The organism is Dactylosporangium aurantiacum, from assembly GCF_000716715.1.
GTDB classification, from domain to species: Bacteria; Actinomycetota; Actinomycetes; order Mycobacteriales; family Micromonosporaceae; genus Dactylosporangium; species Dactylosporangium aurantiacum.
Genome location: NZ_JNYJ01000024.1, coordinates 1 through 25,620 on the forward strand (window position 1 = coordinate 1; position 25,620 = coordinate 25,620).

At 72.1% G+C, this 25,620-nt stretch carries 23 protein-coding genes; 6 read left to right on the forward strand and 17 right to left on the reverse strand.

Going from position 1 to position 25,620, the window contains the following annotated elements; all coding sequences use genetic code 11:
* Window positions 1-908 precede the first annotated feature (908 nt).
* Both OP18_RS26000 and OP18_RS26005 read left to right on the forward strand, forming a co-directional pair.
* Window positions 909-1,574 (forward strand): DUF6585 family protein, encoded by a 666-nt coding sequence (locus OP18_RS26000; protein ID WP_156089787.1) that lies wholly within the window; start codon window positions 909-911, stop codon window positions 1,572-1,574.
* A 385-nt stretch (window positions 1,575-1,959) separates the two neighbouring features.
* Complete coding sequence (locus tag OP18_RS26005; RefSeq protein ID WP_033361674.1) at window positions 1,960-2,364, forward strand: hypothetical protein; 405 nt, start codon at window positions 1,960-1,962, stop codon at window positions 2,362-2,364.
* A gap of 75 nt (window positions 2,365-2,439) precedes the next feature.
* Here the strand turns inward: OP18_RS26005 and OP18_RS57560 are convergent, their stop codons facing one another.
* The 8 genes from OP18_RS57560 to OP18_RS26040 form a co-directional block, all read right to left on the reverse strand.
* A complete protein-coding gene (locus OP18_RS57560) occupies window positions 2,440-2,667 on the reverse strand; it encodes a hypothetical protein (RefSeq protein WP_156089788.1) in 228 nt (75 codons plus the stop codon).
* 160 nt (window positions 2,668-2,827) lie between these two features.
* Window positions 2,828-4,060, reverse strand: coding sequence for an RNA polymerase sigma factor (locus OP18_RS26010; protein ID WP_033361799.1), 1,233 nt, complete (start codon window positions 4,058-4,060; stop codon window positions 2,828-2,830).
* A 2-nt stretch (window positions 4,061-4,062) separates the two neighbouring features.
* Window positions 4,063-4,395 (reverse strand): YciI family protein, encoded by a 333-nt coding sequence (locus OP18_RS26015; protein ID WP_033361675.1) that lies wholly within the window; start codon window positions 4,393-4,395, stop codon window positions 4,063-4,065.
* A 142-nt stretch (window positions 4,396-4,537) separates the two neighbouring features.
* Complete coding sequence (locus tag OP18_RS57565; RefSeq protein WP_033361676.1) at window positions 4,538-5,482, reverse strand: ABC transporter permease; 945 nt, start codon at window positions 5,480-5,482, stop codon at window positions 4,538-4,540.
* Entirely contained in the window at window positions 5,479-6,369 is an 891-nt protein-coding gene (locus tag OP18_RS26025) for an ABC transporter ATP-binding protein (protein WP_033361677.1), read from the reverse strand. The genes OP18_RS57565 and OP18_RS26025 overlap by 4 nt, the downstream gene beginning before the upstream one ends.
* An 11-nt stretch (window positions 6,370-6,380) precedes the next feature.
* Window positions 6,381-6,788: a GntR family transcriptional regulator gene (locus OP18_RS26030; RefSeq protein WP_033361678.1), complete on the reverse strand. Its 408-nt coding sequence runs from the start codon at window positions 6,786-6,788 to the stop codon at window positions 6,381-6,383.
* Between the two features lie 86 nt (window positions 6,789-6,874).
* Window positions 6,875-8,533 carry an NPCBM/NEW2 domain-containing protein gene (locus tag OP18_RS53030; protein ID WP_081971125.1) on the reverse strand — a complete coding sequence of 553 codons (1,659 nt, stop codon included), beginning with the start codon at window positions 8,531-8,533 and terminating at the stop codon, window positions 6,875-6,877.
* Window positions 8,534-8,712: 179 nt separating this feature from the next.
* A complete protein-coding gene (locus OP18_RS26040; RefSeq protein ID WP_033361679.1) occupies window positions 8,713-9,354 on the reverse strand; it encodes a hypothetical protein in 642 nt (213 codons plus the stop codon).
* Between the two features lie 179 nt (window positions 9,355-9,533).
* On the opposite strand from OP18_RS26040, the gene OP18_RS53035 reads away from it, so the two are divergent.
* Window positions 9,534-11,507: a sensor histidine kinase gene (locus OP18_RS53035; RefSeq protein WP_156089789.1), complete on the forward strand. Its 1,974-nt coding sequence runs from the start codon at window positions 9,534-9,536 to the stop codon at window positions 11,505-11,507.
* Window positions 11,495-12,142: a response regulator transcription factor gene (locus tag OP18_RS26050; protein WP_033361680.1), complete on the forward strand. Its 648-nt coding sequence runs from the start codon at window positions 11,495-11,497 to the stop codon at window positions 12,140-12,142. Before OP18_RS53035 ends, OP18_RS26050 begins: the two co-directional genes overlap by 13 nt.
* Window positions 12,143-12,159: 17 nt before the next feature.
* Here the strand turns inward: OP18_RS26050 and OP18_RS26055 are convergent, their stop codons facing one another.
* From OP18_RS26055 to OP18_RS26095, 9 genes are all read right to left on the reverse strand, one after another.
* A complete protein-coding gene (locus OP18_RS26055; RefSeq protein WP_033361681.1) occupies window positions 12,160-14,424 on the reverse strand; it encodes a hypothetical protein in 2,265 nt (754 codons plus the stop codon).
* Window positions 14,425-14,447: 23 nt separating this feature from the next.
* Window positions 14,448-15,203: a hypothetical protein gene (locus OP18_RS26060; RefSeq protein WP_156089790.1), complete on the reverse strand. Its 756-nt coding sequence runs from the start codon at window positions 15,201-15,203 to the stop codon at window positions 14,448-14,450.
* Between the two features lie 283 nt (window positions 15,204-15,486).
* On the reverse strand, window positions 15,487-16,725 hold the full coding sequence (locus OP18_RS26065; RefSeq protein WP_033361683.1) for an iron-containing alcohol dehydrogenase: 1,239 nt from the start codon (window positions 16,723-16,725) through the stop codon (window positions 15,487-15,489).
* Window positions 16,726-16,779: 54 nt separating this feature from the next.
* Window positions 16,780-18,240: an NAD-dependent succinate-semialdehyde dehydrogenase gene (locus OP18_RS26070; protein ID WP_033361684.1), complete on the reverse strand. Its 1,461-nt coding sequence runs from the start codon at window positions 18,238-18,240 to the stop codon at window positions 16,780-16,782.
* 174 nt (window positions 18,241-18,414) lie between these two features.
* The gene (locus OP18_RS26075; RefSeq protein WP_033361685.1) at window positions 18,415-19,491 is read right to left on the reverse strand and encodes an ABC transporter ATP-binding protein; all 1,077 of its coding nucleotides are present in this window, start codon (window positions 19,489-19,491) and stop codon (window positions 18,415-18,417) included.
* Window positions 19,491-20,558, reverse strand: a complete 1,068-nt coding sequence (locus OP18_RS26080; RefSeq protein ID WP_033361686.1) for an ABC transporter ATP-binding protein — start codon at window positions 20,556-20,558, stop codon at window positions 19,491-19,493. Before OP18_RS26080 ends, OP18_RS26075 begins: the two co-directional genes overlap by 1 nt.
* A complete protein-coding gene (locus OP18_RS26085; RefSeq protein ID WP_033361687.1) occupies window positions 20,558-21,469 on the reverse strand; it encodes a carbohydrate ABC transporter permease in 912 nt (303 codons plus the stop codon). Before OP18_RS26085 ends, OP18_RS26080 begins: the two co-directional genes overlap by 1 nt.
* Window positions 21,469-22,314, reverse strand: coding sequence for a carbohydrate ABC transporter permease (locus OP18_RS26090; protein ID WP_245635526.1), 846 nt, complete (start codon window positions 22,312-22,314; stop codon window positions 21,469-21,471). Before OP18_RS26090 ends, OP18_RS26085 begins: the two co-directional genes overlap by 1 nt.
* Window positions 22,315-22,415: 101 nt before the next feature.
* Window positions 22,416-23,846 carry an extracellular solute-binding protein gene (locus OP18_RS26095; protein WP_033361688.1) on the reverse strand — a complete coding sequence of 477 codons (1,431 nt, stop codon included), beginning with the start codon at window positions 23,844-23,846 and terminating at the stop codon, window positions 22,416-22,418.
* 368 nt (window positions 23,847-24,214) lie between these two features.
* Here OP18_RS26095 and OP18_RS26100 point away from each other — a divergent pair, with 368 nt between their 5' ends.
* Together OP18_RS26100 and OP18_RS26105 are read left to right on the forward strand one after the other, a co-directional pair.
* On the forward strand, window positions 24,215-24,958 hold the full coding sequence (locus OP18_RS26100; RefSeq protein ID WP_033361689.1) for a GntR family transcriptional regulator: 744 nt from the start codon (window positions 24,215-24,217) through the stop codon (window positions 24,956-24,958).
* Between the two features lie 84 nt (window positions 24,959-25,042).
* Window positions 25,043-25,612 carry a DJ-1/PfpI family protein gene (locus OP18_RS26105; RefSeq protein WP_033361690.1) on the forward strand — a complete coding sequence of 190 codons (570 nt, stop codon included), beginning with the start codon at window positions 25,043-25,045 and terminating at the stop codon, window positions 25,610-25,612.
* The last annotated feature ends 8 nt before the right edge of the window (window positions 25,613-25,620 follow it).

Consider the following 25,620-nt stretch of genomic DNA (forward strand, 5'->3'; position numbering starts at 1 on the left):
GGACCTGCCACCAGCCGCGTTTGAGACACTGCACCAAGCCCGCCTCACCGAGGCAGGCCCCCAACCCGTTTAGCCGCTACCAAACCCGGGGCGGTTCACTTCGAGTTCAGCATCGACTGCTTCGTCTGCAACCGCACGGACCGCACCACCACGCTCACATACGGCGCCGAACAAGGGATCTGTTCCGGGAGCAGCAGCGCCGGTCCGCATCCCGCGCCGACCAGAGTCTCGGCGTTCGACGAAACTTCCGAGCGAGAACGATCCGTCTTGCATGTGGTGGTGGACTACTGGTGGGCTCCGTTCCATGACGCCAAGCGCAACCGTCCGTCCTCCGCATTGACGCAACGTCCGTGGATTCGCTTGTACGTCGGCTACCTATGCCCTCATTCGAACGAATCGGGTCGATTCTGTGTGCAGAGTAACGTGCGCCGGCCGCAGGCGCTGACCTGCAAACAGTGCGAGCAGCCTCTCGCACACAGCCGCGATGCGCCGCGCATCCAGCTTATGACGTGAACCGGCCCGCCACTGCCACCACGACAGAGCGGCATCCGCTCATCGGCATGAGCGCTCATGGATCGAAGGCTGCTTCAGGCTTGCCGGACCACGGAGCGTAACGGTCACGGACGAGCCGGCGCGCACGGCCAGCGGCAACCAGTGTGAACTGGAGTGTGTCCGGGCCCGGTTCCGGGCTTGTGCGGTGCAGTGCTGTTGCCCGAGACGCGGCCGCCGATGCGTCGACGACGACACGGCTTCAGGGCATCGGTGAGGGCGGACCGCGCGAGCAGTGGGACCGCACGCCGCGCCGGCTTCCGGCGGCCCACCTGCATGCCTGCCGGGTTGGGTCAGCGAGCACTCGGCCGCCCGGGCCATAATCCTCTGCTGTCGTCACATCGAATCGGGGGAGACAAATGTCGCGTCAGGACAACATCGAAGCGCCGGCGCCGTTCCGGCTGGCCGCTGATGAGCATGGGTTGGGCGCGGTACTGCGGATGATGCAGTCCACCTCCGTCATCGATTCGATCCGGGGGAAGTTCCTCGTCATCGGTGTGCACGAGCAGGGCGCGGTGATCGGTTTCGCGAATGATCCTGAGCCGTTCGCGTTCCGCTTCGACACCGTGGAGACGTTCATCCATCAGGCCGTCGCGAAGTACGTCAACGGCGGCTATCTCTACACCGACACCACGTGCTGGCTCACGTTGTCGGACGGCCGCAGTTACCGGGTCAAGGGCCGCAGCGGCGGTTCGGAACGGCACATCGTGGAGGACTTCCGTGATGTGGCCGACCGGCGTATCGCCATGATCCAATTTCCCCGGGCGCAGGCCTCGCTGCGCGCCGGGAAGACGGTCCAGTTCGGGCGCATCGCCGCCGGGCCCGACGGGCTGTCGGTGCCGAAGCTGTTCGGCAGGACCAAGACGCTGGCCTGGGCCGGCATCGACAAGCTGGAGCTCAAGTCCGGCTACGTCAGGATCAAGGCCAAGGATCGCCGGCGCGCGTGGACCGCCGAGCCCATCGAGACCGTTCCCAACGTGACGACGCTCGCCTCGTTGATCCACGCCGCGTCGTCGGCGGCCTGATGCCCCACGCACCGAGCCGGCGAACGTGCGTCGACAACGCCGTTCACCGTTTCGGACCGGTCGAAGGCGCCGTTCTGGCGATCCTGTCGTTCGCGGCCGCGCCCGCCCGCGCCGACGTGACCGTCCGTCGCGCGGATCACCCCGCCCGAGGGATGGGCGGAGCAGCAGCTCTTCTCCACGAACTACGCCGTCAGCGGGGCGGCCCGCACGGGGCGGATCGACGTGGGGGTCTCGCTCGGTAAGACGCCGACCTTCCCGTCGAACCTTCCCATCAACGTCCTGCAGGTCCACACCAGCGGCGAGATCGTCCGCGGCCTTCACCAGGACGGTCGATGCATCGCTGGAGCCTCAACCGGCGGGGCCCACCGTTCAAGGAGCGTGTTCCATGACCATCAGAAGACGCCGTGTCATCGCCGCTGCCACGGTCGCCGTCGCCGCGGCCGCGACCACACTGGTCGGCGGCAGCCCGGCCTTCGCCAACGTCACCGTCACGACATTGACGTCCGGTCTGAACGTGCGCGACTGCTACCACCCGACGAAGGCGGCGTATCCGGGCTACGGCTGCACCACGATCGTCGCGAGCCTCGAGAACAACCTGTCGATCAGGCTCGTCTGCCAGCACGCGGGAGACGGCGTCGGACCGCAGAACGACTACTACTGGGACTACATCCTCTTCCCGGCGACCAGCGCGCACGGCTCCGGCGAGGGCTACGTCACCGACTGGTACGTGAACACGGGTGTGTCGTCCCCGCCGTTCCGCGACACCCGCGTGCCGATCTGCGACTACTGACCGGTGGCGTAACCCAGGACCAGCCCGCCGGGCACCGGGCCGTGCGGCCGGCGCCCGGCGGTATCGGCGGTGCCGTCACAGGTAGACATGGCAGGCGACGCCCTCGTCCACGTACCCGTACTTGGCGACCGCGTTGTCCCGCTCGGCCACCGACGTGGTGTAGAGGTGATCGCCGCCGGCCGGGCTGTACAGCCGCAACAGTGCGGTCGAGGCGGCGCTCGTCGCCGGTGGCCTGCTCTGGGGCGGCGCCTGGGTCTCCGCAGAGGGCGGGCTGGACGGCTCAGACCCCATCGCCGAGCTCACGCGGGACTTCACGGGATACCCCACCGAAGGCATGCCGCTCCTCCACGTTCGACGGTGTTCTCCGTCATGCGTACGGGAGGCTCCGGGTGCCCGCAACGACCCTCCGGTTCGAATGTGCGGCCACCCGGCGACTGTGCGTCGACGCGACTCCCCCGGCCGGTCAGCGCTCCGCCAGCTGGTCGCGGCGGCGGGTCAGGTACGCGATCTCGGCCGTGTTCCCCGCCGCCGAGATCGCCGCGTCGTACGCCATCCGCGACTCCTGACTCCGCCCGAGCCGGCGCAGCAGATCGGCGCGGGTCGCGTGGAACGCGTGGTACCCGTTCAGCCGGTCGCCGAGCCGGTCGACCGCCGCGAGCGCCACCTCCGGGCCGTCGAGCTCGGCGACGGCGATCGCCCGGTTCAACGCCACGATCGGCGACGGGTCGAGGTGGGTCAGCTGGTCGTACAGGGCGACCACCTGCGACCAGTCGGTGTCGCGGATGTCGCGCGCGGAGGTGTGCACGGCGTTGATCGCGGCGAGGATCTGGTACCGGCCGGGCGGCTCGCCGCTGCGCAGCCGCTCCCGGACCAGGCGGTGCCCTTCGGCGATCAGGGAACCGTCCCAGGCGCCGCGGTCCTGTTCGTCGAGGGTGACCAGCTCGCCACCGGCGGAGACCCGGGCGGCGCGGCGCGCCTCGGTGAGCAGCATCAGCGCCAGCAGGCCGGCGACCTCGCCGTCGTGCGGGAGCAGGGCGCGCAGCAGGCGGGTGAGCCGGATCGCCTCGGTGGTCAGGTCGTGCCGGACCGGGTCGGTGTCGGGGCCGGTGGCCAGGTACCCCTCGTTGAACACGAGGAACAGCACGGCGAGCACGCCGGAGACCCGGGCGGGCAGGTCGTCGGCGGACGGCATCCGGTACGGGATCCGCGCCGCCTTGATCTTCGCCTTGGCGCGGGTGATCCGCTGCCCCATCGCGGTCTCCTGCACCAGGAACGCGCGGGCGATCTCGGGCACGGTCAGGCCGCCGAGCATCCGGAGCGTCAACGCCACCCGGGTCTCCATCGCCAGCGCCGGGTGGCAGCAGGTGAAGATCAACCGGAGCCGTTCGTCGTCGATGGGGCCCGTCGGTTCGGGTGGCTCGTCGTCGTGCAGCATCTGCGCCTGCTTCTGCTTGTCGTCGCGCTTCAGCTCCCGGCGGAGCCGGTCGATGGCGTGCCGGTTCGCCGTCGTGGTCACCCACGCGCCCGGGTTCGGCGGCACGCCGTCGCCGGGCCAGCGCTGCACGGCGGTCGCGAACGCCTCGGCCGCGGCCTCCTCGGCGACGTCGAGGTCACCGAAGCGCCGGGTCAGCGACGCGACCACCCGCGCCCACTCCTCACGGTGGACCCGGGTGATCACCGCATGCACGTCGGTCACGGTCACTCGCTGTGGAAGGGTCGGACCTCGACCTTGCGGTTGCACGCCTTCGACCCGGCCGCGGCCAGCTTCAGCGCCACGTCCAGGTCGGGCACCTCGATGATCCAGAAGCCGGCGAGGAACTCCTTCGACTCCACGAACGGCCCGTCGGTGAACAGCGCCTCCCCGCCGCCTCTGCCGTCCACGACGGTCGCGGTGTCCGGCGCGGTCAGCCCGCCCGCGAACACCCACTGCCCGTCGGCCTGCAGCTGCTCGTTGAACACGTCGATCGCCGCGGCCTCCTCCTCCGTGGCGAGGCCGGGCTGGTCGAAGATCACCGACAACAGGTACTGCATCCGTTCATCATCTCCCGCGTCGCCGGCCGCCCCCGTCGAGCGGCCGCTCACCCGTGCAACGAACGCCGCCGCCCCGATCCGACAGCACCGCCCCGACGTTTTTCAAGATTTTTCCGCCGGTACGGCCACCGCCCGGCCCGACTCAGGCGATGCGGCGGATCCGCCGTACCGCCAGCCACACCAGCAGCACGGCGAGCGCGACGAAGATACCCGTCTCGGCCCACTGGAACCACCAGAACCGCTCCCCCGGCTGGTACACCTGATGGTTGCGCAGCTCGGCGCTGAACCCGCCGAGGCACTCGGCGGCGTCGTCGGGCGCGCAGATGATCGCGCCGGAGGTGACGATCGTGCCGTCGGGCCGGCGCACGTCCGAGCTCAGCACCCAGCTGCCGAGGCTCATCTGGCCGAGGTTGGCGGCCGCGTCGGACACGACCGGGAAGTCGTTGGTGACCGGGGTGGCCAGCCGCGGCCGTACGAACAACGCCACCACGATCCGGGCCGCGATGAACGCCGACAGGGTGAGCCCCATCGCCGGCACCACCTTCGACGACAGCACACCGGCGGCGATGCCCAGTGCGACCGCGAACAGGCTGTAGCCGACCGGGGCCACGCCCTGCACGTCGAAGAAGATCTGCTGGAAGCGGCTCTCGGTGTACGCGAGCGGCTCGTACCACCAGGAGATGCCCAGCCCGTAGACGACCGCCAGGACCGTCACCGCGCCGCCGAGCAGGCCGACCTTCGCCAGCGCCCAGTGGCGGCGGCTCACGCCCTGGGTCCAGATCATGCGGTGGGTGCCCTGCTCGAGCTCGCGGGCGACCAGCGGCGCGCCCCAGAACAGCCCGAACAGCAGCGGCACGACCAGCAGCAGGACACACACGTAGATGTACGAGTCGTACCTGGTGGCGAACTCGTGGAAGCCGTCGCAGGGCGTGTCGACGGCGCTGGCCGGGCAGCCCCGAACCACGAGCCGGTCGAAGTCGCGGTGCATCGCCAGGCCCGTCGGCACGATGAACGCGGCCAGCGCCGCGAGCCCGAGCACGGTGTACAGGGCCTGCTTGCGGTGCTGCCGCCAGGTCAGCCACATCATGCCGGCACTCCCCACGCCTCGTGGTTGGCCCGGGCGTCGCCGCTGTCGAGGTACGCTAGGATGAGGTCTTCCAGACTCAGCTCGTGCACCGTCCACGCCGGGTCGCTGACCGGGCCGTCGACCCGCGCGACCAGCGTCGACTGCCGGTCGGTGTGGCGGGCACGGACCACCGCCGCGACCCCGCCGACCGGCCCGCCGTCGTGGCGCGGGCCGACGAGCTGCCGGTGCGCGGCCACGATGTCGTCGACCGCGCCGGTCAGGTGCACCCGGCCGGCCTGCAGCACCACCAGGTAGTCGCAGGAGCGTTCGAGGTCGGCCAGGATGTGCGAGGACAGCAGCACGGTCGTGCCCGACTCGGCGACCCCGCCCATCAGCGACTGCAGGAACTCCCGCCGCGCGAGGGGGTCGAGGCTCGCCACCGGCTCGTCGAGCAGCAGCAGCCGGGGCCGCTTGGCGAGGGCCAGGGCGAGCGCGACCTGGGCGCGCTGCCCACCGGAGAGCTTGCCGACGGGTGTCCGCGGCGGGATTCCGGCCTGGGCGAGCCGGGTCCGGGCGAGGGTGGCGTCCCACCGCCGGTTCACCTTGCCGCCCATGATGACGAGGTCGTCGGCGGTGAAGTCGCGGTACAGCGGTGTGTCCTGCGCGACGAACCCGATCTCGGCGAGGGCGGCCGTGTTCTCGTACGGCGTCTCGCCGAACACCCGCACCGCACCCGCGTCAGGGCGTTGCAGGCCGACCGCCAGGTGCAGCAGCGTGGTCTTGCCGGAGCCGTTGGGCCCGACGAGGGCGGCGATCCGGCCGGCCGGCAGCCGCAGGGTGCAGTCTCGCAGGGCCCATCGCGCCCCGTACCGCTTGCCGAGGCCGTCGGCCTCCAGCACGTGCTCCATCTCGAGTCCTCTCATGCCAGCTCCTCCTGCAGGAGGTCGGCCTGTCGCGCGGCACGGATCGTCGTCTCGACCAGGGCGGTCACGTCCTCGTCGCTCAGCCCGGCCGCCTGCGCCCGGCGCAGCCACCCGAGCAGCTCGGCACGCAGGTCGGCCTGGTTGGCCAGCGACTCGCCGGCGAGGGTCCGGGTGACGAACGTGCCGACCCCGGGCCGCCCCTCGGCGAGCCCTTCGATCTCCAGCTCGCGGTAGGCCTTGAGGACCGTGTTCGGGTTGATCGCCAGCGACTGCGCGACGTCCCGGACCTTCGGCAACCGGTCCCCCGGCACCAGCAACCCGACCCGCAGCGCCTGCTTCACCTGCTGGACCAGCTGCATGTAGGTGTTCACCTTCGACCGGCCGTCCAGCACGAACTCAATCACCGCCCACGGCCCTCCTCTGTTGTCCTACGACAGTAGGACTATAGGACAACCCGGCGGGAACGCGCTGCCCCTCGGCCGCCCGAACCTCACTCGGTGCAGATGAACCTGGCGTCGGCCCAAACCGCGGCCAACGGCCCGGACCGGTCCTCGACCACCAGGTCGACGTGCCTGACGTCGCCGAGCTCCACCATCAGCTCACGGGTCTCACCGGCCGGCACGGGGTCGGTGGCCACCACCACGACGCCGTCGACCACGACCGCGAACTCGGCGGCACCGTCGCCGTGGACCGGATCGACCCCGACCGTGACGCCGAAGCGCTCACAGGCCGGCGGGTACAGGCGGACCGTGCTCGGCGTGTGGACGCCGAGGCCGCGCTCGAAGGCGACGCCGGCCAGCACGATCGGCGCACCGTCGTCGGGGTCCTCGCCGCCGTTGGTACGGTCCCGCTCGACCGGACCCAGGCCGTTGCGGACCGCCGTGTACGGCAGGTCGGTGACGTACTGGATCTCCTCGTACGTCGGCTGGCGCTCCTCGCGCTGCGTGGTGACGTTGCCCGCCCACCACACGGTCACGGCCGACAGGGCGACCGCCGAGCCGAGGAAGCCGGCCAGCAGGCCACGCCCGTTCGGGTCACCCGCCGTCACCGCGCCGGGCCCGGACCGCACCGCCGGCACCAGCCGGGGCGGGCGGCGCGCGGCGAGGTCCTCGACCCAGCCGAACGCGAGGGTCGCCACGACGGTCCCGGCGACCACGATCAGCGTGGTGACGGTCCGCGATGACCAGGTGGCGTCGCCCGCCGCCGCGTACACCAGCGGCGCGATCCCCAGGAACGGGAAGTGCCACAGGTAGATGGTGACCGCTCGGGCGTTGACCAGCGCGATCCACCGGTCGAGCCGGCCACCCGGCCGGATCCAGGCCATCGGCTGGTCGCCGCGCAGCACCACGGCGACGAACGCCGCCGACCACCAGCCGTTGGCGACCGGATGGTGGTTGAGGTCGAAGTCGCCGCGGGCGGCACCGTGCCACAGCAGCCACACCGCACCGGCCGCGGCGCACCCGGTGACGAGCACCGCGAACACCCGCGCGGGTATGCGGTGCAGGAGGCCGTCGCGGTGCGCGTACCCGATGAGCCAACACCCGAGGTAGATGGACAGGTCCCTGGTGAGCGACTCGAACGACCCGGCGATCGTGAACAGCTGGTAGTGCAGCGTCACCGGCAGCAGCAGCGCCACGGCCAGCACCGGCACCGGCCACGCGCGGAACACCCGCAGCGTCACCGGCGACAGCACCACCAGCCACAGGTACGCCACCAGGTACCACAACACGGCCGTGGTCATCCAGCCCCACTCGGCGGCCCCCGGCGGCGGCCACTTGACCGGCAGCACCCACCACAGCAGGTCGATCCGCTCCCGGGGCTCGTCCAGGAACGGCCCCCACCCGTGGGCGAGGTTCAGCGGGAGCATGATGAGCGCGTACGCCCACAGCGGCGGCAACAGCCGGCGCAGCCTGCCGCGCACCACCCGATCCGGCGACCGGTCCAGCGACTGTGCGGTCAGCGACCCGGCGAGGGCGAACATGAGCCCCATCGCCGGGAACACGACGGTCAACCAGCCGAGCCCCGTGCCGTGGTAGACCACGACCCGCACGACGGCGGCCGCCCGCCACGCGTCGATGTACCGCTCCCGCCCCTTCCCCGGCGCGACCTGCGCCACCAGCTGGGGAACGACACGTGCGCGAGGATGCATGAGCTGAGCCTGACGTCGAAACGGACACCGATCGCCGACCAGACTTCCCGGCACGCCTGCCGGGTACCTTACCCGCGGCCCCCCGAGCGGACCAGCCGGACCAGGTCACCGCCCCTGCCCGACCGCCCGGTCGCTCCTGCGACGGACGGGGCCCGGCGGTGCCGACGCGGACGGAAGGGTCAGATCTGCACCGCCTGGCCGCGGTGCAGCGGCGCCGACGGGGCCGGCTGGGTGCGGACCGCGACACCGAGGGCGGTGAGCAGCACGCCGTACAGGCCGACCGCGACGGCGAGGGCAGGGGTGGCGACCAGGACGATCATGGCGGCGAGCCAGACGCCGGTGGCGAGGGCGACGAAGCGGCGCCAGCCGCTCCACCGTGCGGCCCGCACCGCGGCGATGCCCGCCACGACGAACCCGGCGGCGGACAGGGCGGTGCCGACCCCGAAGGTGGCGCCGACGAGGCTGGGGCCGGTGGCGTCGAGCCGCTGGTCGGCGACCGGGATGGAGAGCAGTTCGGCCGCGAACAGCACGGCGGTGCCGGTCAGTGCCAGCACCGTGCCGATGCGGGCGGCACGCCCCTCACCGGCGGCGCCGCTGCGGGCGAACCCGAGCACTCCGGCGAAGACGAGCGCGTGGAAGACCGCGTACACGATCGACACCGGCACGAGGGCGTCGCTGGACCACGGATAGCTCCACATGTCGTCCGGGACGTCGGTGGCCGGTTGGACGACGCCTTGCACGACGATGCCGGAGATCGCGGTGAGGGCGCCGCCGACGGCGCCGAGGAGGCCGAGCTGCCGCACGGTGGTGGTCTGGCTCATGATGTACCTGCCTTTCGAGATGGCGGATCCGCGCTGGTGGTTGATCCCGGATTCACGCTAGGAACCGGTGGCCCGGGTCGTCTTCGGCGCCAGTACCGCACGTGCGATGGCGCGACCGCGCGGCCCGGATGCGTGCCAGCACTGTTGGCCGGGCCCCGCGGCGCCGTCACACTGAGGCGGTGCGAAGGGTTCGCGTGGCTCACCTGCCGGCCTGGCTGTTCGGCCTGACGGCCGCGGCCGAGCTGGCGGCGGTGCTGCTGTCGTGGGGTCTGGAGCCGCCGTTCGACACGGTCATGTACGCCGTCTACGCCCTGGTGACCGCGGGCGCCGGCGCGCTCGTCGCGGCCCGGCACCCGGGCAACCCGATCGGCTGGCTGTTCTGCGGCTTCGCCCTGCTCAACGCGCTCGCCTCGGACCTGGCCCAGGGCTGGGGGATGCGCGCGACCGCCGAGGGCTGGCCGGGGGCTGCGGTCGGCGAGGGGATCACCGCGGCGAGCTGGCTGCCGAGCGGGTACGGCTGGATGCTCACGTTCCTGCTGTTCCCGGACGGGCGGCTGCCGGGCCCGCGGTGGCGGGCGGTGCCCTGGGTCGGCGCGGCCGGGCTGCTGCTGGCCGGGCCCGGCTGGGTGATGAGCCCCGACCGCGGCCGGGACTTCGCGTCCGGCCGCAACCCCGTGGCGGTCGAAGCGGTGCCGACCGGTGCGCTGGTGGCGGTGGGCATGACGCTGTTCATCGGCGCGCTGGTGGCGTCCGCGGGCTCGCTCGTGGTCCGGTACCGCCGGTCGGCGGGCGAGCGGCGCCAGCAGTTGAAGTGGTTCGCGGTCGCGGCCGCGGCGGCCGGGCTGGTGCTGCCGCTCAGCTTCGTGTTCTGGTACGTCACCCCGGCCGCCGCCCAGATCGCGGCGGCGGTCTCGCTCACCCTGCTGCCGCTGGTCGCCTGCCTGGCGATCCTGCGCTACCGCCTGTACGACATCGACGTCATCGTCGACCGGACCGTCGTGTACGCCACCGTCACCGCGGTCCTCGCCGCCGGGTACGCGCTCACCACCCTGACCCTCGGCACGACGCTGGGCCGGGGCTCCGGCTGGGTCACCGCCGCGGCCACGCTCGTCGTGGCGGTCGCGTTCCGTCCGCTGCGTGACCGGGTGCAGGACATGGTGAACCGGCGGTTCCACCGCGCCCGCTACCAGGCGGCCCGGCGGATGACCGACTTCCTCGAGGCGTTGCGCGCGGGCCGGGCCGCACCCGAGCAGGTGCAGGGGGTCCTGCGCGAGCTGACCGGCGACCCGCGGCTGCGGCTGCTGCTGTTCCTGCCGGAGAGCCAGGTGTACGTCGACCTGGACGGCGTACCCGCGACCGACGCCGGCGGCGGGCCGGGCGGCCGGATCGACGTCGAACGCGCCGGCCGCCCCGTCGGCCGGGTCGAGCCGGCCGCCACCGCGGCGGACCCGATGCTGCTGCGCAGCCTGATCGAGTCCGGCGGGCTGGCGATCGAGATCGCCCGGCTCGACGTCGAGCTGCGCCGGCAGCTGGCCGAGGTGCACGCCTCGCGCACCCGGATCGTCAACGCCGTCACCGAGGAGCGGCGGCGGCTGGAACGCGACCTGCACGACGGCGCCCAGCAGCGTCTCGTCACCATCGGCCTCGCGCTGCGGCACGCGCAGCACCAGCTGGCCGCCGCCGCCGTCGACCAGGCGAGCGTGACCCTCGACGAGGCGGTGGTGCAGGTGCGGATGACCATCGACGAGCTGCGCGAGCTGGCGCGCGGCCTGCCCCCGGCCCAGCTCGACGCCGGTCTCGCCCCGGCGTTCCTGGACCTGGCCCGCCGCGCCCCCGTCCCGGTCGAGGTCAGCGCACCGCCGGAGCGGTACGACCGCGGGATCGAAGGGGCCGCCTACTTCATCGGCTGCGAAGGGCTAACCAACGCCGTCAAGCACGCGCGGGCCACGAGCATCTCGCTGCGCGCCCACCGCGACGACGGCCGGCTGATCGTCACCGTCGCCGACGACGGCATCGGCGGCGCCGTCCCGGTCCACGGCTCCGGTCTCAGCGGCCTGGCCGACCGGGTCACCGCGCTGGGCGGTGTCCTGCGCATCGACAGCCGGCCCGGCGCCGGCACGACACTGACCGCGGAGCTGCCATGCGGGTCGTGATCGCCGAGGACCAGGTCCTGCTGCGCGCCGGGCTGGGGCGGCTCTTCGCCGACGGCGGCCACGACGTCGTGGCGTCCCTGGGCGCCGCGGACACCCTGCCGGCCGCGGTGGCCACCGCCGAGCCGGACCTCGTGGTCGTGGACATCCGGATGCCACCGACCTACACCGACGAGGGCGCCCGGGCGGCCCGCGAGCTCAAGCGGCTGCGTCCGGACCTCGGCGTCCTCGTGCTCTCCCAGCACGTCGAGACGACGCACACCGTCGACCTCATCACCCTGGCCGGCTTCGGCTACCTGCTCAAGGACCGGGTCCTGGACGTCGGCGACTTCCTGTCCGCCGCCGAACGCGTCGCCCGTGGCGGCTCGGCGCTCGACCCTCACCTGGTCGCCACCCTGCTGTCCGGCCGCGCCGCCGACGACCCGCTCGCCGCGCTGACCGACCGCGAACGCACCGTCCTGCAACTGATGGCCGAAGGGCTCACGAACACCGGCATCGCGAAACGCCTGTACCTCAGCGAGCGGACCGTCGAGGCCCACGTCCGGCACGTCTTCGGCAAGCTGGACCTCCCCGACAGCTCCGACGGCCACCGGCGCGTCCTGGCCGTGCTGACCCACCTGAGCGCGGCCCGGCGCTGACCGCCCACCGCCCGTCGTCAGGCCCGGCCCGGGGCCGGTTGGGTCGCCGGCGGGTCCTCGCCGGCGAACAGTGCCACCACCAGGTCCGTGAGGGCCGGATCCGCCAGCGGCACCACGGCGAGGAACCGTGGTGTCTCCGGCCGGGTCGCCAGCGCGCGGGCCAGCTCGGCGCGGCAGCGTTGCTGGTCCACGGCCGCGCCGGCGCGCACGCAGGCGGCGACCGCACGGTCCGCACCCGCGCCGCCCTCCCGGGACCACAGGCTGGCGTAGGACTCGTCCAGCACCGCACGGGCGCGGGCGGTCTCGCCGGCGCGGGCATACGCCTGGGCCCGCGCGGCGAGGGCCGGCACCCGGTGGTCCGGGTGCGCGGCCGTGAGGCGCTCCAGCAGCGCGTCCGCGCGGTCGGGCTCGCCCAGGTCGGCGGCGGCGACGGCGAGCTTGGACAGTTCGCCGCTGGTCGCGTACGGGGCGGCGCCCGGCCAGCCGAGAGCGGCGCGGGTGCCGGCGTCGAGCAGGAACCGCACGAGGTCGGCGCGGCCCCGGGCGGCGGCGACGGTGGCGAGCGCGGTGACGGCGTCGGCGACCGGCGGGGCGCCGGCCGCGGCCTGCGCCGCGGCGGCGTCGAGGTCACCGCGGACCGCGTCGGCCAGCGGCGCCGGCCGCCGGGCCAGGTCGCAGAAGCCGGCCACCAGCGGGCTGCCCGCTTGCAGCGCCAGCACCGCGATCCGGGTCGCCGGATCCTGCGGCCCCGTCGGCGGCGGTGCTTCGCCGGCCCGGGTCAGCAGCGCCAGCGCGGCGTCGAAGCGACCGTCCCTGGCCGCGCCGACCGCGGCGCCGCACAGGACCCGGGCCCGGTCACCGGGGGCGTCCACATCGGACAGCCAGGCGGCGTCCACAAGGGACAGCCGCCCGGCGGCCTCGGCGAGGGTGGGCCGCATGCGGGCGCGCAGGTCCCGGTCCCCGGCGGCCAGCGCCAGCAGCTGCGGCGCCAGATCGAGGCGGCCGGTCTCCGCGACCGCCTCGGTCAGCGCCAGCAGCTCCCAGAACGGCAGCCGGCGCCGGCTCATCGCGAGCAGCACCCGCTCCGCCGCCTCGGGCCGCCCCGACTCGGCGAGGGCGACGACGAGGTCCAGCCGCGGCTCGTCCTGCTGCCGCCGCGGCCGCTCGATGCCCAGTGCCAGTACACACGCCTGGTCGAACAGCGCCCCGGCCCGCTCGTGGTCGCCGGCCTCCGCGACGGCGCCCGCCATGCGGGTCAGCGCCGCCAGCCGGGCGTCGGGGTCCGTGATGCCGGCGACCAGTCCGGCCGCGGCGGACCGGTCGCCGAGCAGCTCGTACCCGGTGGCGAGGCGGGCGTGCAGGCGGTGGCGGCTGTCGGCGTACCCGAGCAGCGGCACCGCCGCCGAGGCGCGGTCGAGATACCGGCGGGCCCGCACGGGCTCGCCGATGCGGGCGGCCGCGACGGCCAGCTCGGTCAGCGACAGCAGGACCTCCCGCAGCCGCAGCTCGTCCGCGCCGTGGAGGACCGCGGCACCGTGCCGCGCCGGCAGCCGCCCGGCGGCCTCGTCCAGCAGGCGGCCGGCGCCGGGGCCCGCCGCGCGGGCGAACGCCGCGAAGACGCGGGCGGTGTACGCCGGGTCGCGCGCGTCCGGGAACGACCGCGCCGCCGCGTCGGCGCCCCGGACCTCGGCCGACGCGAACGCGATCAGCGACAGGAAGTACGCCCGCATCTCGCCGCTGCGCAGCCCGTCGACCTGCCGCTCGGCGTCGGCGACGAGCACGCCGGCGCGGTGGCGGTCACCGATCGCGGCGTACGCCTGCGCGACCTTCGCCAGCGCCTCGGCCCGCCGGTCGGTGTCGCGGCCGTCGGCGCGGCGTCGCAGTGCCGACTCCGCCTCCTGCAACAGGTCGCGGGCGAGGCCGACCCGGCCGAGGGTGGCGGCGGCCCGCCCGAGGACCGCGAGGTCACGGGCGGTGAACCACTCGAACGGATGCTGCCGCGCCGGGTCCCGGGCCGCCTCCAGCATGCGGTGGAACCGGCGGGCGTCGCCGCGGGCCGCCGCGACCTCGGCGAGGCCGGCGTACGCCTGGGCCGCGGCCCCGATGTGCGCGGCGAGGAACTCGGCGCGGTCCCAGTCGCCGCGCCGCGCCCACGCCACCGGCACCGCGGCCGGGCAGCCGTAACTGCGGTCGGCGAACAGCTCGACCAGCCGGTGCCGGCGCATCGCCGCGACGCACGCCGCCCGCAGTTCGTCGCCACCGGTGGCCAAGGCATCGGTCATCGTGTCATTCCACCAGAAGCGGGCTACCCGTCGCGGGTCAGCCGCCACGCGCCGAACGGGTTGTAGAAGAAGGAGTCCTCCTCGTACCGGTCGCACGGGCGGTGCTCGACCGTCCAGCGGGGCGCGTCGACCGCCACCCGGAAGCCCTCGCCGTCGTGCAGGACCGGGTCCTCCAGCAGCAGGTAGCCGGCGAACGCGTCGATGGTCGGCACGTCGTCGAGGGTACCATCGACGATCTCGACCTCGGGCGCGCCGAGCAGGTGCATGCCGCAGCTGAACAGGACCCCGTCGTCGTCGCTGATCGGGCGCTTGACCCAGGCGTCGTACAGGCTGACGACGTGGTCGTCCTCGGTCGGCGCGGTGGCGGCCCGGTCGGCGATCGCCAGCCAGCGCTCGCGGCCGTGGGTGAGGCCGCTGCTCTCGTTCTTCACGGCGGTCGCGCCGGCGCGCAGCAGGGCCGCCGTCAGCGCCAGCATCTGGCCCGAGATCGTCCAGGCGGACACCGAGTGGATCGGCGGCGACAGCACGTAGGCGACGGTGTCGTGCGCCGCCACGGCCGCCACGTCGGCGTCGGTGAACGTGGCGTTGGCCAGTGACACCTGGAACGCGACCGGCATGCGCGGGTCGGGCGCGGTCCTGGCGTCCGCGGGGTCGAAGGTGGCACCGGCATGGGCCGCGCGCACCACCTCGCCGACGGTGTCGAGGTCGAGGCCGGTGCCGAGGACACACAGCACGTGCCGTGGGTAGATGTGCTGCGGGCGGAACGGGTACGAAGGCATGACGACGATCATGACGGCACCGGTCAAGGCGGCCGGGCGGCTGTCGTCCGCCACGACGGGGTGGGGTTCCCGGCGGGCCAGCTGGAGGAGGCGGCGCGGGCCGGGCGGCTCGGGGTGCGGCAGTCGGTCCTTGGCCGGATACAGGATCTCGGCGGGACGACGGCCGTCAAGAGCCGCCCGGGGATCGGGACGGAGGTCGAGCTCTGGCTCCCCTTCCGTCCCTGAGGGTCGGCGACCCCCGGACGTTCGTCCAACCGCCCGGCGGGTTCGCCTCGGGTGGTCGTCACGCCCTGCTGCTCGGCGTCACGGCGTGCCGGTTGCGGTCCCCGGTCCAGGCCGCTTCGAGGATCGCGGTCAGGCTGGCGGTGTCGGTCGGACCAGGATGGTTCTGCATCAGGCGGGTGATGCCCCCCGCCACTTCCGCGAAGCGCGGGAGGTCGGCGCGGGCCACGCCGATGTCCGCCAGGGTGGCCGGGATGCCGATGTCGGCGAGGAGCCCGTCGAGCCAGGTGAGGAACATGTCCGCGCCCTCGGCGTCGGAGGCGCCGGCCACGTCGAGCCCGCACACCCTGGCGAGGGTGGTCAACCGGTCGCCGATGGTGTCCCTGACCGCGTCCAGCGCGTAGGGCAGCAGCAGCCCGACGCCCAGGCCGTGCGGCGTGTGGGTGGCGGCGCCGACGAGGTACTGGAACGCGTGCGGGGCCGCGTTGCCGGCGTGGGAGAACGCGAGCCCGGCGAGCATCGACCCGTAGGACATGTCCGCGCGTGCCTCCGTGTCGCCGCCGTCGCTGACGGCACGGCGCAGGCTGCGGGCGATGCGCTCCGCGGCCAGCAGCGCGTAGTGGTCGGTGACCGGGTTGCGGCCGAGGAAGACCTGCTCCACCGGGTCGCGCGGTCCGTGGGGCCGGGGTCGCGCGGTGTAGCTCTCCACCGCGTGACAGAACGCGTCGATGCCGGAGTGGGCGGTGACGGTCGCGGGGCAGCTGTAGGTGAGCTCCGGGTCCACGATGGCGAAGTCGGGCACGATGTGGACGCTGGAGACGCCGACCTTCAGCGCGCGGTCCGGGTCGGTCAGCACCGAGACCGGCGTGAGCTCGGAGCCGGTGCCTGACGTCGTCGGCACCGCGACGAGAGGAAACGTCGGCCCCGGCACCTTCGACTCGCCGTAGTAGTCGCGTGGCGTCCCACCGTGGCGCCGGATGACGCCGACGATCTTGGCGAGGTCGATCACCGTGCCACCCCCGATGGCGAGGATCACGTCGGCGTCCACCTCCTCGGCGACCGAGACGGCCAGGGCGACATCCGCGACCGGGACGTCCGGGGTCGCGTCGGCGAACACCGCGACGACCTTGACCTTCTCCCGTACGGCGGCCACGATCCCGGCCACGGCCGGCTGCCCCACCAGGACCCGGTCGGTCACGATGAGGACTCGCGAGCCGCACTCGGCGACCACTCGTGGGATGTTCTGCGCGACCCCTTCGCCCACGATCAGCTGGCGTGGTCCGCGGACGGTCTCAAGCATGTCAGTGCCTCTCTGCCACGTCGGCGGCGATGTGCTGGGCGGACGGCGAGCCGGTCACGGCAGGTCGATCGCCGCGTAGGTGACGTCGAGGTACTCGCGGATGCCCTCGTGCGAGCCCTCCTTGCCGATTCCGGACTGCTTCACGCCGCCGAACGGGGCTGACGGGTCCGAGATCAGGCCTCGGTTGATGCCGAGCATCCCCGTCTGCAGCCCTTCGCTGAACCGCAGCGCGCGCTGGAGGTCGCGGGTGAAGACGTAGCCGACCAGGCCGTACTCGGTGTCGTTGGCCTTCGCGATCACCTCGTCGTCGGACGTGAACGACATGATCGGTGCTACCGGGCCGAAGATCTCCGCCTCCAGCATCCGCGCGTCGTCGGGCACGTCGACGAGGACCGTGGGCGGGTAGAAGTGGCCCGGCCCGTCCGGGCGTTCGCCGCCGACCAGGACGCGGGCGCCGCGGTCGACCGCGTCGGCGACCAGCTCGTGGATCTTGGCGACGGAGGGCTCGTCGATCAGCGCGCCGACGTCCACGCCGTCGTCGAGGCCGTGGCCCACCGACAGCGCGGCCATCCGCGCGGCGAAGCGCGCCGTGAACTCCTCGCGGACGGGCTCCTCGACGTAGATCCGGTTGGCCGCGATGCAGGACTCCCCGATGTTGCGCATCTTGGCCACCATGGCACCGTCGACCGCGACGTCCAGGTCCGCGTCGGCGCACACGATCAGGGCCGCGTTCCCGCCGAGTTCCATGGAGGTGCGCAGCACGTTGTCCGCCGCCTGTCGCAGCAGTACGCGCCCGACCTCGGTCGACCCGGTGAACGACAGCTTGCGGGTGCGGCGGTCGGCGAGCAGCGCTGAGACCACCTCACCGGCGCGCCTGGTGGTCACCACGTTGACGACGCCCGGGGGGACGCCGACCTCCTCCATGATGCGGGCCAGCAACAGCATGGTCAGTGGCGTCTGCGCCGCCGGCTTGGTGATCGTCGTGCAGCCCGCCGCCAGCGCGGGAGCGATCTTGCGGGCGCCCATGGCCAGCGGGAAGTTCCACGGCGTCACGAAGACGCACGGTCCGACCGGCTTCGGCACGGTGAGGATGCGGTACCCACCGGCCGGAGCGGTGTTGTAGCGGCCCTCGACGCGCACCGCCTCCTCGGCGAACCAGCGGAAGAACTCCGCGCCGTAGGCCACCTCCCCGCGGGCCTCGGCGAGGGTCTTGCCCATCTCGAGCGTGATGAGCCGGGCGACCTCCTCGGACCGGTCGATCAGTGCCCGGTATGTCGCGGTCAACAGCTCCGACCGTTTCCGTGGCGGGGTCGCCGCCCACTGCGCCATCGCCGCGGTTGCCGCGTCCAGGGCGGCCAGCCCGTCGGCGACGCCGGCGTCGGCCACCTCGGCGATGGTCTTGCCGGTGGCCGGGTCCTCGACGGCGAAGGTGGCTCCGCCGGCGGCGTCGCGCCAGGCGTCGCCGATCCGGAGCCGCCGGTGCTCGGGGGCCAGCACGTTCATCGGGTCACTCATTGCCGCCGCCTCCTGTGACGTTCGTGGTGATGCGCAGCGTGAACCCAGCAGGTCGCGCCGCGCGCGGTGAGGAACGGGCGCGCGACCTCGTGGTCAGGTCGTGCGCACCGGTGACGGTCCGCCGGGCCGCGATCGCCACGGGCGGTGGTGCGTTGATGTCGCCGCGCTGCGCGGTTACCTCCCGGCCTCCGACAGCGCCAGCCCGGTGTCCGCGTCGAACAGGTGCGCCCGGTCCAGGTCGACCGTGACGCGCACCCGCTCGCCCGGCGTACCGGTGACGGTGGGCCGGGCCTTGACCTTCAGCATCTCCGTCCCCACCTGGACGTCGACCACCGTGCGGTCGCCGAGCGGCTCGAGGCCGTAGAGCTCACCCTCCAGCGACGCGTCCCCGCGCTGCTCGACGGACAGGTCCTCGGCGCGCACGCCCAGCAGCAGCCGGCGGCCGTCCTCGGCCGTGGTCCAGCGGGGCCGCGGCAGCGTCCAGCCTGCCTCCCCGACCAGACGGTCACCCTCGGCGTGGCAGGCGAGCAGGCTGATCCGCGGGCTGCCGACGAAACCCGCGACCCACTGGTTGGCCGGCCGCTCGTACACCTCGGTCGGCGTGCCGACCTGTTGCACCGTGCCCTCCTTGAGCACCGCGACCTGGTCGGCCATGGACAGGGCCTCGACCTGGTCGTTGGTCACGTAGACGAAGGTCGCCCCGAGGCTGCGGTGGATGCGGGTGAGCTCGGTGCGCATCTCGACGCGGAGCTTGAGGTCGAGGTTCGTCAGCGGCTCGTCCATGAGGAACGCCCGCGGGCGGCGGACCAGTGCCCGGGCCAGGGCGACCCGCTGCATCTCGCCGCCGGACAGCTGCGCGGGCTTTCGCTGCAGCAGCCGTTCGATGTGCAGCAGCTTCGACACCTGCTCGACGGCGGCCGCGATCTCGCTCGCGGAGCTGCGGCGCGCCCGCAGCGGCGAGGCGATGTTCTCGAACACCGTGCGCCGCGGGTACAGGGCGTAGCTCTGGAAGACCATGGCCAGGTCGCGTGCGGCCGGTTCGTCACCGGTGGCGTCCCGGCCGTCCAGGTGCACCGACCCGGCGTCGAGCTTCTCCAGGCCGGCGATCGCCCGCAGGGTCGTCGTCTTGCCCGCCCCGGACGGTCCGAGCACGACGAAGAACGCGCCGTCCGGCACGTCCAGCGTCACCCCGTCCAGGGCCTGGACCTCGCCGAAGGACTTGCGCAGCCCGTGCGCTGCCACGGTTCCCATCACGCCACCAGCTCTTCCGTGCTCACGTCGTAGACCGTCGGGGTCGCGCCGGAGTGCCGCAGCCCGACCGGCGCGTCGACGGCGAACCGGATCGTCGGTGGCATCCGGACACGTACGTCGCGCTGCCCGCCGTGGTCGACCACGTAGATGATCTCGTCGCCCAGCCCTTCCGCCGCGACCACCCGGGCCGGGACGGAATGTTCCGCCCCCGGTGCGGTGACTTCCAGCGCCTCCGGGCGGACGCCCGCGACGAGGCGGCGGTCGCGCGGCAGGCCCGGCGGTGGTGTGAGGTCCAGTCCGCCCTGGCTGCGCAGCTTCCCGTCGGCCACCTCGACCTCGATGAGGTTCATCGGCGGGGAGCCGATGAACGCGGCGCAGAACAGGCTCGCCGGGCGGTCGTAGACCTCCAACGGCGTGCCGATCTGCTCGACGCGGCCCTTGTTGAGGATGGCGATGCGGTGCCCGAGCGACATCGCCTCGACCTGGTCGTGGGTGACGTAGACCATCGTCGTGCCCAGCTGCCCCTGCAGGTGCTTGATCTCCGTGCGCATGTCCGCCCTCAGCTCGGCGTCCAGGTTGGTGAGCGGTTCATCCATGAGGAACGCGCGCGGCCGCCGTACCAGGGCGCGAGCGAGCGCGACGCGCTGCTGCTCCCCGCCGGACAGCCGGCGCGGTCGCCGGTCCATGAGCGGACCGAGCCGCATCAGCCGGGCGGCCTCCTCGACCCGCGCGCGCACCTCCCGCTCGGGCAGTCCCTCGGCCCGCAGCGGGAACGCCAGGTTGTCGCGGGTCCGCAGGTGCGGGTAGAGCGCGTAGAACTGGAACACCATGGCGATGTCGCGTTCGGCGGGCGGCAGGTCGTTGACGAGCGTGTCGCCGATGCGGATGTCGCCCGACGTCTGCCGCTCCAGGCCGGCGATGGCCCGCAGCGTGGTCGTCTTGCCGCAACCGGAGGGGCCGAGCATCACGAACAGCTCGCCGTCGCCGATGGACAGGTCCACGTGCTCGACCGCGACCGTCCCGTCCGGGTAGCGCTTGTGCAGCGCGGTCACCTCGATGCCCGCCATCAGCGTCGCACCGCCCCGAGCGTCACGCCGGCGATGAGGTGCTTGCGCACCAGGTAGGCGAAGACGAGCACCGGCAGGGCGAACACCACGGAGGCGGCGGCCACGAGACCCCAGTCCACGGTGGTGCCACCGATGAGGCCGGCGATGGCGGGCGGGGCCGTGCGCACGTCGTCGCTGGAGGTGAGGAAGATGGCGAACACGAACTCGTTCCAGGAGAAGATGAGGGCGAAGACCGCCGTCGCGGCGATGCCGGGCACGAGCAGCGGCAGGGTGAACTTGCGGAACGCCTGCAGGCGGGTGTAGCCGTCGAGCATGGCGGCGTCCTCGTACTCCGCGGGCACCTCGTCGACGAACCCCTTCATCATCCAGATCGTGAACGGGACGTTGAACGCGGTGTAGATGAGGATGAGGCCGAGCTGGGTGTCGATGAGCCCGACCTGGCGGTACATGAGGAAGATCGGGATCACGACCACCACGGGCGGCATGAAGCGGGTCGACAGGATGAAGAACAGCTGGTCCTTCTTGGCCTTCAGGGCGAAGCGCGAGTAGGCCCAGGCCGCCGGGACCCCCAGCACGGTGGCCAGCACCGTGGAGACGCCGGCGACCACGACGGAGTTGAGGAAGGAGACCGACAGGCCCGAGCGGCCGGTGCCGGAGGAGACGAACACGTCCTTGAAGTGGTCGATGGTGACGGCGAAGTCGAAGAACTTGGCCGGCACGGCATAGACGTCCCGGTTCTGTTTGATGGACGTCTCGATCATCCACAGCACCGGGAAGAGCATGACGACGGCCAGCACGGCCAGCAGTGCGACCTCCAGGACGGCGCGGCCCCGGCCGCCGAAGCGGCGCGTGGGTGGCTTGTGGTCCCGCACGGGTCCGGTGGACACGGCCTCATCCACGGAGATGGCCATCAGTCCTCCTTGAGCTTGTTCAAGTAGCGCAGGTAGAACTGCGTAAGGATGATGACGACGATGACCATGAGGATCCCGTACGCCGACGCGGTTCCGGTGTTGAAGCCCAGGAACGCGACCTTGTAGACGTGGAACGACAACGTCTCGGTCGACACCCCCGGACCTCCGCTGGTGAGGATGTAGACGAGGTCGAACTGCCGGAAGGCCTCGATGGCCCGGAACAGCACGGCGATGAGCAGCAGCGGCCACACCAGCGGCAGCGTGATGGTCCGGAACCGGAACCACTCGGACGCCCGGTCGATCGAGGCGGCCTCGTACAGGTACTTCGGGACCGCGGTGAGGCCGGCGAGCGCGATGAGCATGATGAACGGCGTCCACTGCCAGGTGTCGACGACGATCAGGGACAGCAGTGCCGTCCGCTGCCGGGTGAGCCACTCCACCTGCCCCAGGCCGAGCGAGCCGAGCATGCTGTTGACCACGCCGAACTGCGCGTCGAGCATGAACCGCCAGAACAGCCCGACCACGACCGGCGACAGCATCATCGGCACCAGGAACAGCGTGGTCAGCAGGCCCCGCCCGCGCGTACGCCGGGAGATCAGGTAGGCGATGGTGAAACCGAGCACGGTCTGCAGGATCACCGCACCGACCACGAAGATCAGCGTCGTCAGGGTCCGCTGGTGCACCTGCGGCGACGTCAGGATGGCGGTGTAGTTGCCGAACCCGACGAACTCGGCGGGCCCCCCGCGGGTGGCCGAGTAGTCGGTGAAGGACAGGTACAACGTCCACAGCAACGGGAACACCGACATCGCGAGCAGCAGCAGCAACGCGGGGGAAGTGAAGACCACGGCGAGCCCGCGGTCACTCAGGCGGCGGGACCGGCCCCGCGCAGGCGGCGTCGCGGACGCCACCTGCCCGGGGTCATCGGTCTTCAGCGGGACCGGGTCACTCACAGCCCGCCGCCGCCCTTGCGGTTACTGGAGTCGAGCACCTTCTGCTGTTCCTTGGCGATGTCGTTGAGCGCGTCCTTCGGCTGCTTCGCGCCGTTGAGCGCCGCGTTCACGTTGGTGTTCTCGATGTCGACGAGGCGCGCGTACTCGGGCACGTTCCACATGTCCCGCATCCGCGGCACCGAGTCCGCGTACACCTGGTTGAACGGCGAGGCGTTGAGGAACTCCGGCGACTGCAGCGCGTCCGTGCGCGCCGGCACGCCACCGGCCGCGGCCCACTTCTTCTGGATGTCGGCCTGCTCGAACCACTTCATGAAGTTCAGCGCCTCCGCCTGGTTCTGCTTGGCGGAGTAGGCCGAGATGTGCATCCCCATGCCGCCGAGCGGCACCAGGTTCGTCTTCTGCGTCGGCAGGGTGGCGAAGCCCAGCTTGGTGAGGATCTGCTCCCGCGTGGTGCCGAGCGTCGACTGCTTCGGGTCGAGCAGGCCACCGCTCGCGGCGATCCACTGGAACGCGATGCACGCCTTGCCCTGGGCGACCGAGGCGTTCACCTCGTCGATGAACCAGTTCCCGGAACCCTTGGCGGTCAACGGCTTCATCTTGTTGACCAGGACGTCCATCGCCTCCTGCCCGGCCTGGTCGTTGAGGACGCCGTCGATCTTGCGGTCCTTGGCGTTCCAGAGGTTGCCGCCGTACACGCCGTTGACGGTGTTGTAGGTGACGGCCGCCGCGTCGGAGCCGTTGGCCTGGTGGAACGCCAGCCCGCTGACGCCGGGGTTGTCCGTCTGGCACTTCTGCGCGACCGAGATCATCTCGTCCCAGGTCTGCGGCGGCTTCTCGCCGATGAGGTCCTTGCGGTAGATCATCGTCCACGTGTCGCCGAGCAGCGGCAGCCCGTACAGGCTGGCGTTCTCGTCGCGCTTGCCGGTCTCCGCCTGGGGGAACTGGCCGTAGGCCGCCAGCAGGTACGGGTTGTAGGCGGTGACGTCGATGTTCTTCTTGACGAAGTCGGTGATGTCGAGGATGTTGCCGTTCGTCACGGCCTCACCGATGTGTTGCGAGTCCAGGATCGCGATGTCGAAGTCGGTCTTGCGCGCGGCGAACTGGGTGAACATCGCGTCGTGCCAGTTCGCGTTCGGTACGGTGTTGACCTTGATGGTGACGTTCGGCCGTTCCTTCTTGTACTCCGCGTTCGCGAACTCCTCCAGCGCATGGGCGGGGGGCCACTCGAACCAGATGAAGCTGAGGGTCAGCGGGTCCTGGGTGAGCGCCGGGATGCTCGCCGGCGCCTTCGGTGCGCCCGACTTCGCGCCGTCGCCGTCGTCGCCGCCGCACGCCGTTATGGTCGTGGCCAGCAATAAGGCCGCGGCGGCGAGCTGCGCCTTCCGGCCGGGAAAGGACAGTCGTCCTGTTCGCTGTGGGTACCGCATCCTCTGCCTGCTTTCTGGGAGGGGACTTCGGGAGCGTTGCTGCGTGCTTCGCCGTGCAGGTGCTGGGGGTGTTCAGGCCTGGCGCCGGTCTGCGCGACGGCCGTCGCGCGGACCGGTGTCACGGGTGTGCCGCGAGTCGAAATGTCGTTCGGCCCCTGCCGCCGGTGGCGAACCGGGCGGGACGTCGAGCATGCTCGTGGGAGCTTCAGGTGATCGAAGTTGAACGCTGGCGGGCGGTCCCGCGATGGTGCAGGATGGCTCGCATCCACCGCGTTTCCTATACGATTCAAGTGGGCGTCAGCATGCAGCAGCGCTGCGATCGATGTCAACAGGTTCGCGCAGACGCAAGAAGGGGACCTCACGTCACGATGGACGACGAAGCGACGCCCGGGTGGGGCAACGGCGCCACGACCGGCGGGCCGCCGCCGGGAAGATCTCGCGGCCGGCTCGCCGACGAGGTGTACGACACGCTGCTCGGACAGCTGATGTCGCTACGGATCGAGCCTGGCTCCCGCGTCACGATCGACGTCCTGGCACGCGAGTTGGGGGTCTCGCAGACGCCGATCCGGGACGCCCTGAACCGCATGGAGGCCGAGGGCCTGGTCGTGCGGGTACCCCATGCCGGCTACCGCATTCCCCCGCAAATCACCCGGCAACGGTTCGAGGACATGCTCGAGATCCGCCTGCTGCTGGAGCCGGCGGCGGCCCGCAGATCCGCCGAACGCGCCACCCCGCAGCAGGTGGCCGGCCTGCGACGGATGCTGGAGGAGATGGCGGAGCTGGAGCGCGGCGAGGGGCCCATGGCCTACGGCGCCTTCGGGCTGCGCGACGCCGCGTTCCACGACCTCATCGCCCTGAGCGCGGAGAACCAGGTCATCCGCGAGGCGCTCGCCCGCCTGCACACGCACGTGCACCTGTTCCGGCTGCACCGCGACTTCCAGGTCACGCACCTGGCCATGGCCGAGCACGACGCGATCGTCGCCGCGGTCGCCGCGCGCGACCCCGACGCCGCGGCCTATGCCATGCGCCGGCACATCCTGCGCTCCGGCGACCGGTTCCGCCGCCTGTTCGACGGGATCAAGGACGTCGACGCGATGGCGGTAGAGGCTTGACGGGCGGGCCAGGCCCGAGGAATGCTGACTCCCACCGGATCAGATCGGATAGGATCACCCGCCCCTAGACGCGAGGAGAAGCAGGTGCCCAGAGCACTGCTCCTGACCGGCGACGCCGCCGAAGAGCTCGACACCATGTATCCCTACTACCGCGTGCAGGAGGGCGGCTGGGACGTCGACGTCTCGTCACGGACGATGCGCGACGTGCAGCTGGTCATCCATGAGTTCGACCCCAACTCCGACGCCTACGTGGAGAAGAACGGCCGGAAGCTGCCGGTCGACGTGCCCTGGTCCGAGGTCGACGTCGAGCGCTACGACGCCCTCATCATCCCCGGCGGCCGCGCCCCCGAGTGGATCCGGGTCGACGCCGACGTCAGGCGCATCACCGAGCACTTCTTCGCCCGCAACCTCCCGATCGCGCTGGTGTGCCACGGCGCGCAGGTGCCGGCGGTGTACGGGCTGCTGAAGGGCCGGAAGACGGCCTGCTTCCCGCCCATCACCGGCGACATGGAGAACGCGGGCGCGACCGTCATCGACGCCCCCGACGTCGTGGACGGCAACCTCGTCTCCTGCCGGGGATGGCCCGACATGCCGCAGTTCGGCAAGGCGATGATGGAGCTGTTCTCGAAGTCCATCGGCGCCGCACCGGCATGAGCACCCCT

Coding starts and splice junctions, on each gene's coding strand:
- OP18_RS26055 (WP_033361681.1), bottom strand. CDS start 14,424: ATGACCGATGCCTTGGCCACCGGTGGCGACGAACTGCGGGCGGCGTGC.
- OP18_RS26065 (WP_033361683.1), bottom strand. CDS start 16,725: ATGCTTGAGACCGTCCGCGGACCACGCCAGCTGATCGTGGGCGAAGGG.
- OP18_RS26085 (WP_033361687.1), bottom strand. CDS start 21,469: ATGGCCATCTCCGTGGATGAGGCCGTGTCCACCGGACCCGTGCGGGAC.
- OP18_RS26060 (WP_156089790.1), bottom strand. CDS start 15,203: ATGCCTTCGTACCCGTTCCGCCCGCAGCACATCTACCCACGGCACGTG.
- OP18_RS26025 (WP_033361677.1), bottom strand. CDS start 6,369: ATGGAGCACGTGCTGGAGGCCGACGGCCTCGGCAAGCGGTACGGGGCG.
- OP18_RS26095 (WP_033361688.1), bottom strand. CDS start 23,846: ATGCGGTACCCACAGCGAACAGGACGACTGTCCTTTCCCGGCCGGAAG.
- OP18_RS26070 (WP_033361684.1), bottom strand. CDS start 18,240: ATGAGTGACCCGATGAACGTGCTGGCCCCCGAGCACCGGCGGCTCCGG.
- OP18_RS57565 (WP_033361676.1), bottom strand. CDS start 5,482: ATGATGTGGCTGACCTGGCGGCAGCACCGCAAGCAGGCCCTGTACACC.
- OP18_RS26015 (WP_033361675.1), bottom strand. CDS start 4,395: ATGCAGTACCTGTTGTCGGTGATCTTCGACCAGCCCGGCCTCGCCACG.
- OP18_RS26100 (WP_033361689.1), top strand. CDS start 24,215: ATGGACGACGAAGCGACGCCCGGGTGGGGCAACGGCGCCACGACCGGC.
- OP18_RS26075 (WP_033361685.1), bottom strand. CDS start 19,491: ATGGGAACCGTGGCAGCGCACGGGCTGCGCAAGTCCTTCGGCGAGGTC.
- OP18_RS26040 (WP_033361679.1), bottom strand. CDS start 9,354: ATGAGCCAGACCACCACCGTGCGGCAGCTCGGCCTCCTCGGCGCCGTC.
- OP18_RS53030 (WP_081971125.1), bottom strand. CDS start 8,533: ATGCATCCTCGCGCACGTGTCGTTCCCCAGCTGGTGGCGCAGGTCGCG.
- OP18_RS26050 (WP_033361680.1), top strand. CDS start 11,495: ATGCGGGTCGTGATCGCCGAGGACCAGGTCCTGCTGCGCGCCGGGCTG.
- OP18_RS26005 (WP_033361674.1), top strand. CDS start 1,960: ATGACCATCAGAAGACGCCGTGTCATCGCCGCTGCCACGGTCGCCGTC.
- OP18_RS26000 (WP_156089787.1), top strand. CDS start 909: ATGTCGCGTCAGGACAACATCGAAGCGCCGGCGCCGTTCCGGCTGGCC.
- OP18_RS26080 (WP_033361686.1), bottom strand. CDS start 20,558: ATGGCGGGCATCGAGGTGACCGCGCTGCACAAGCGCTACCCGGACGGG.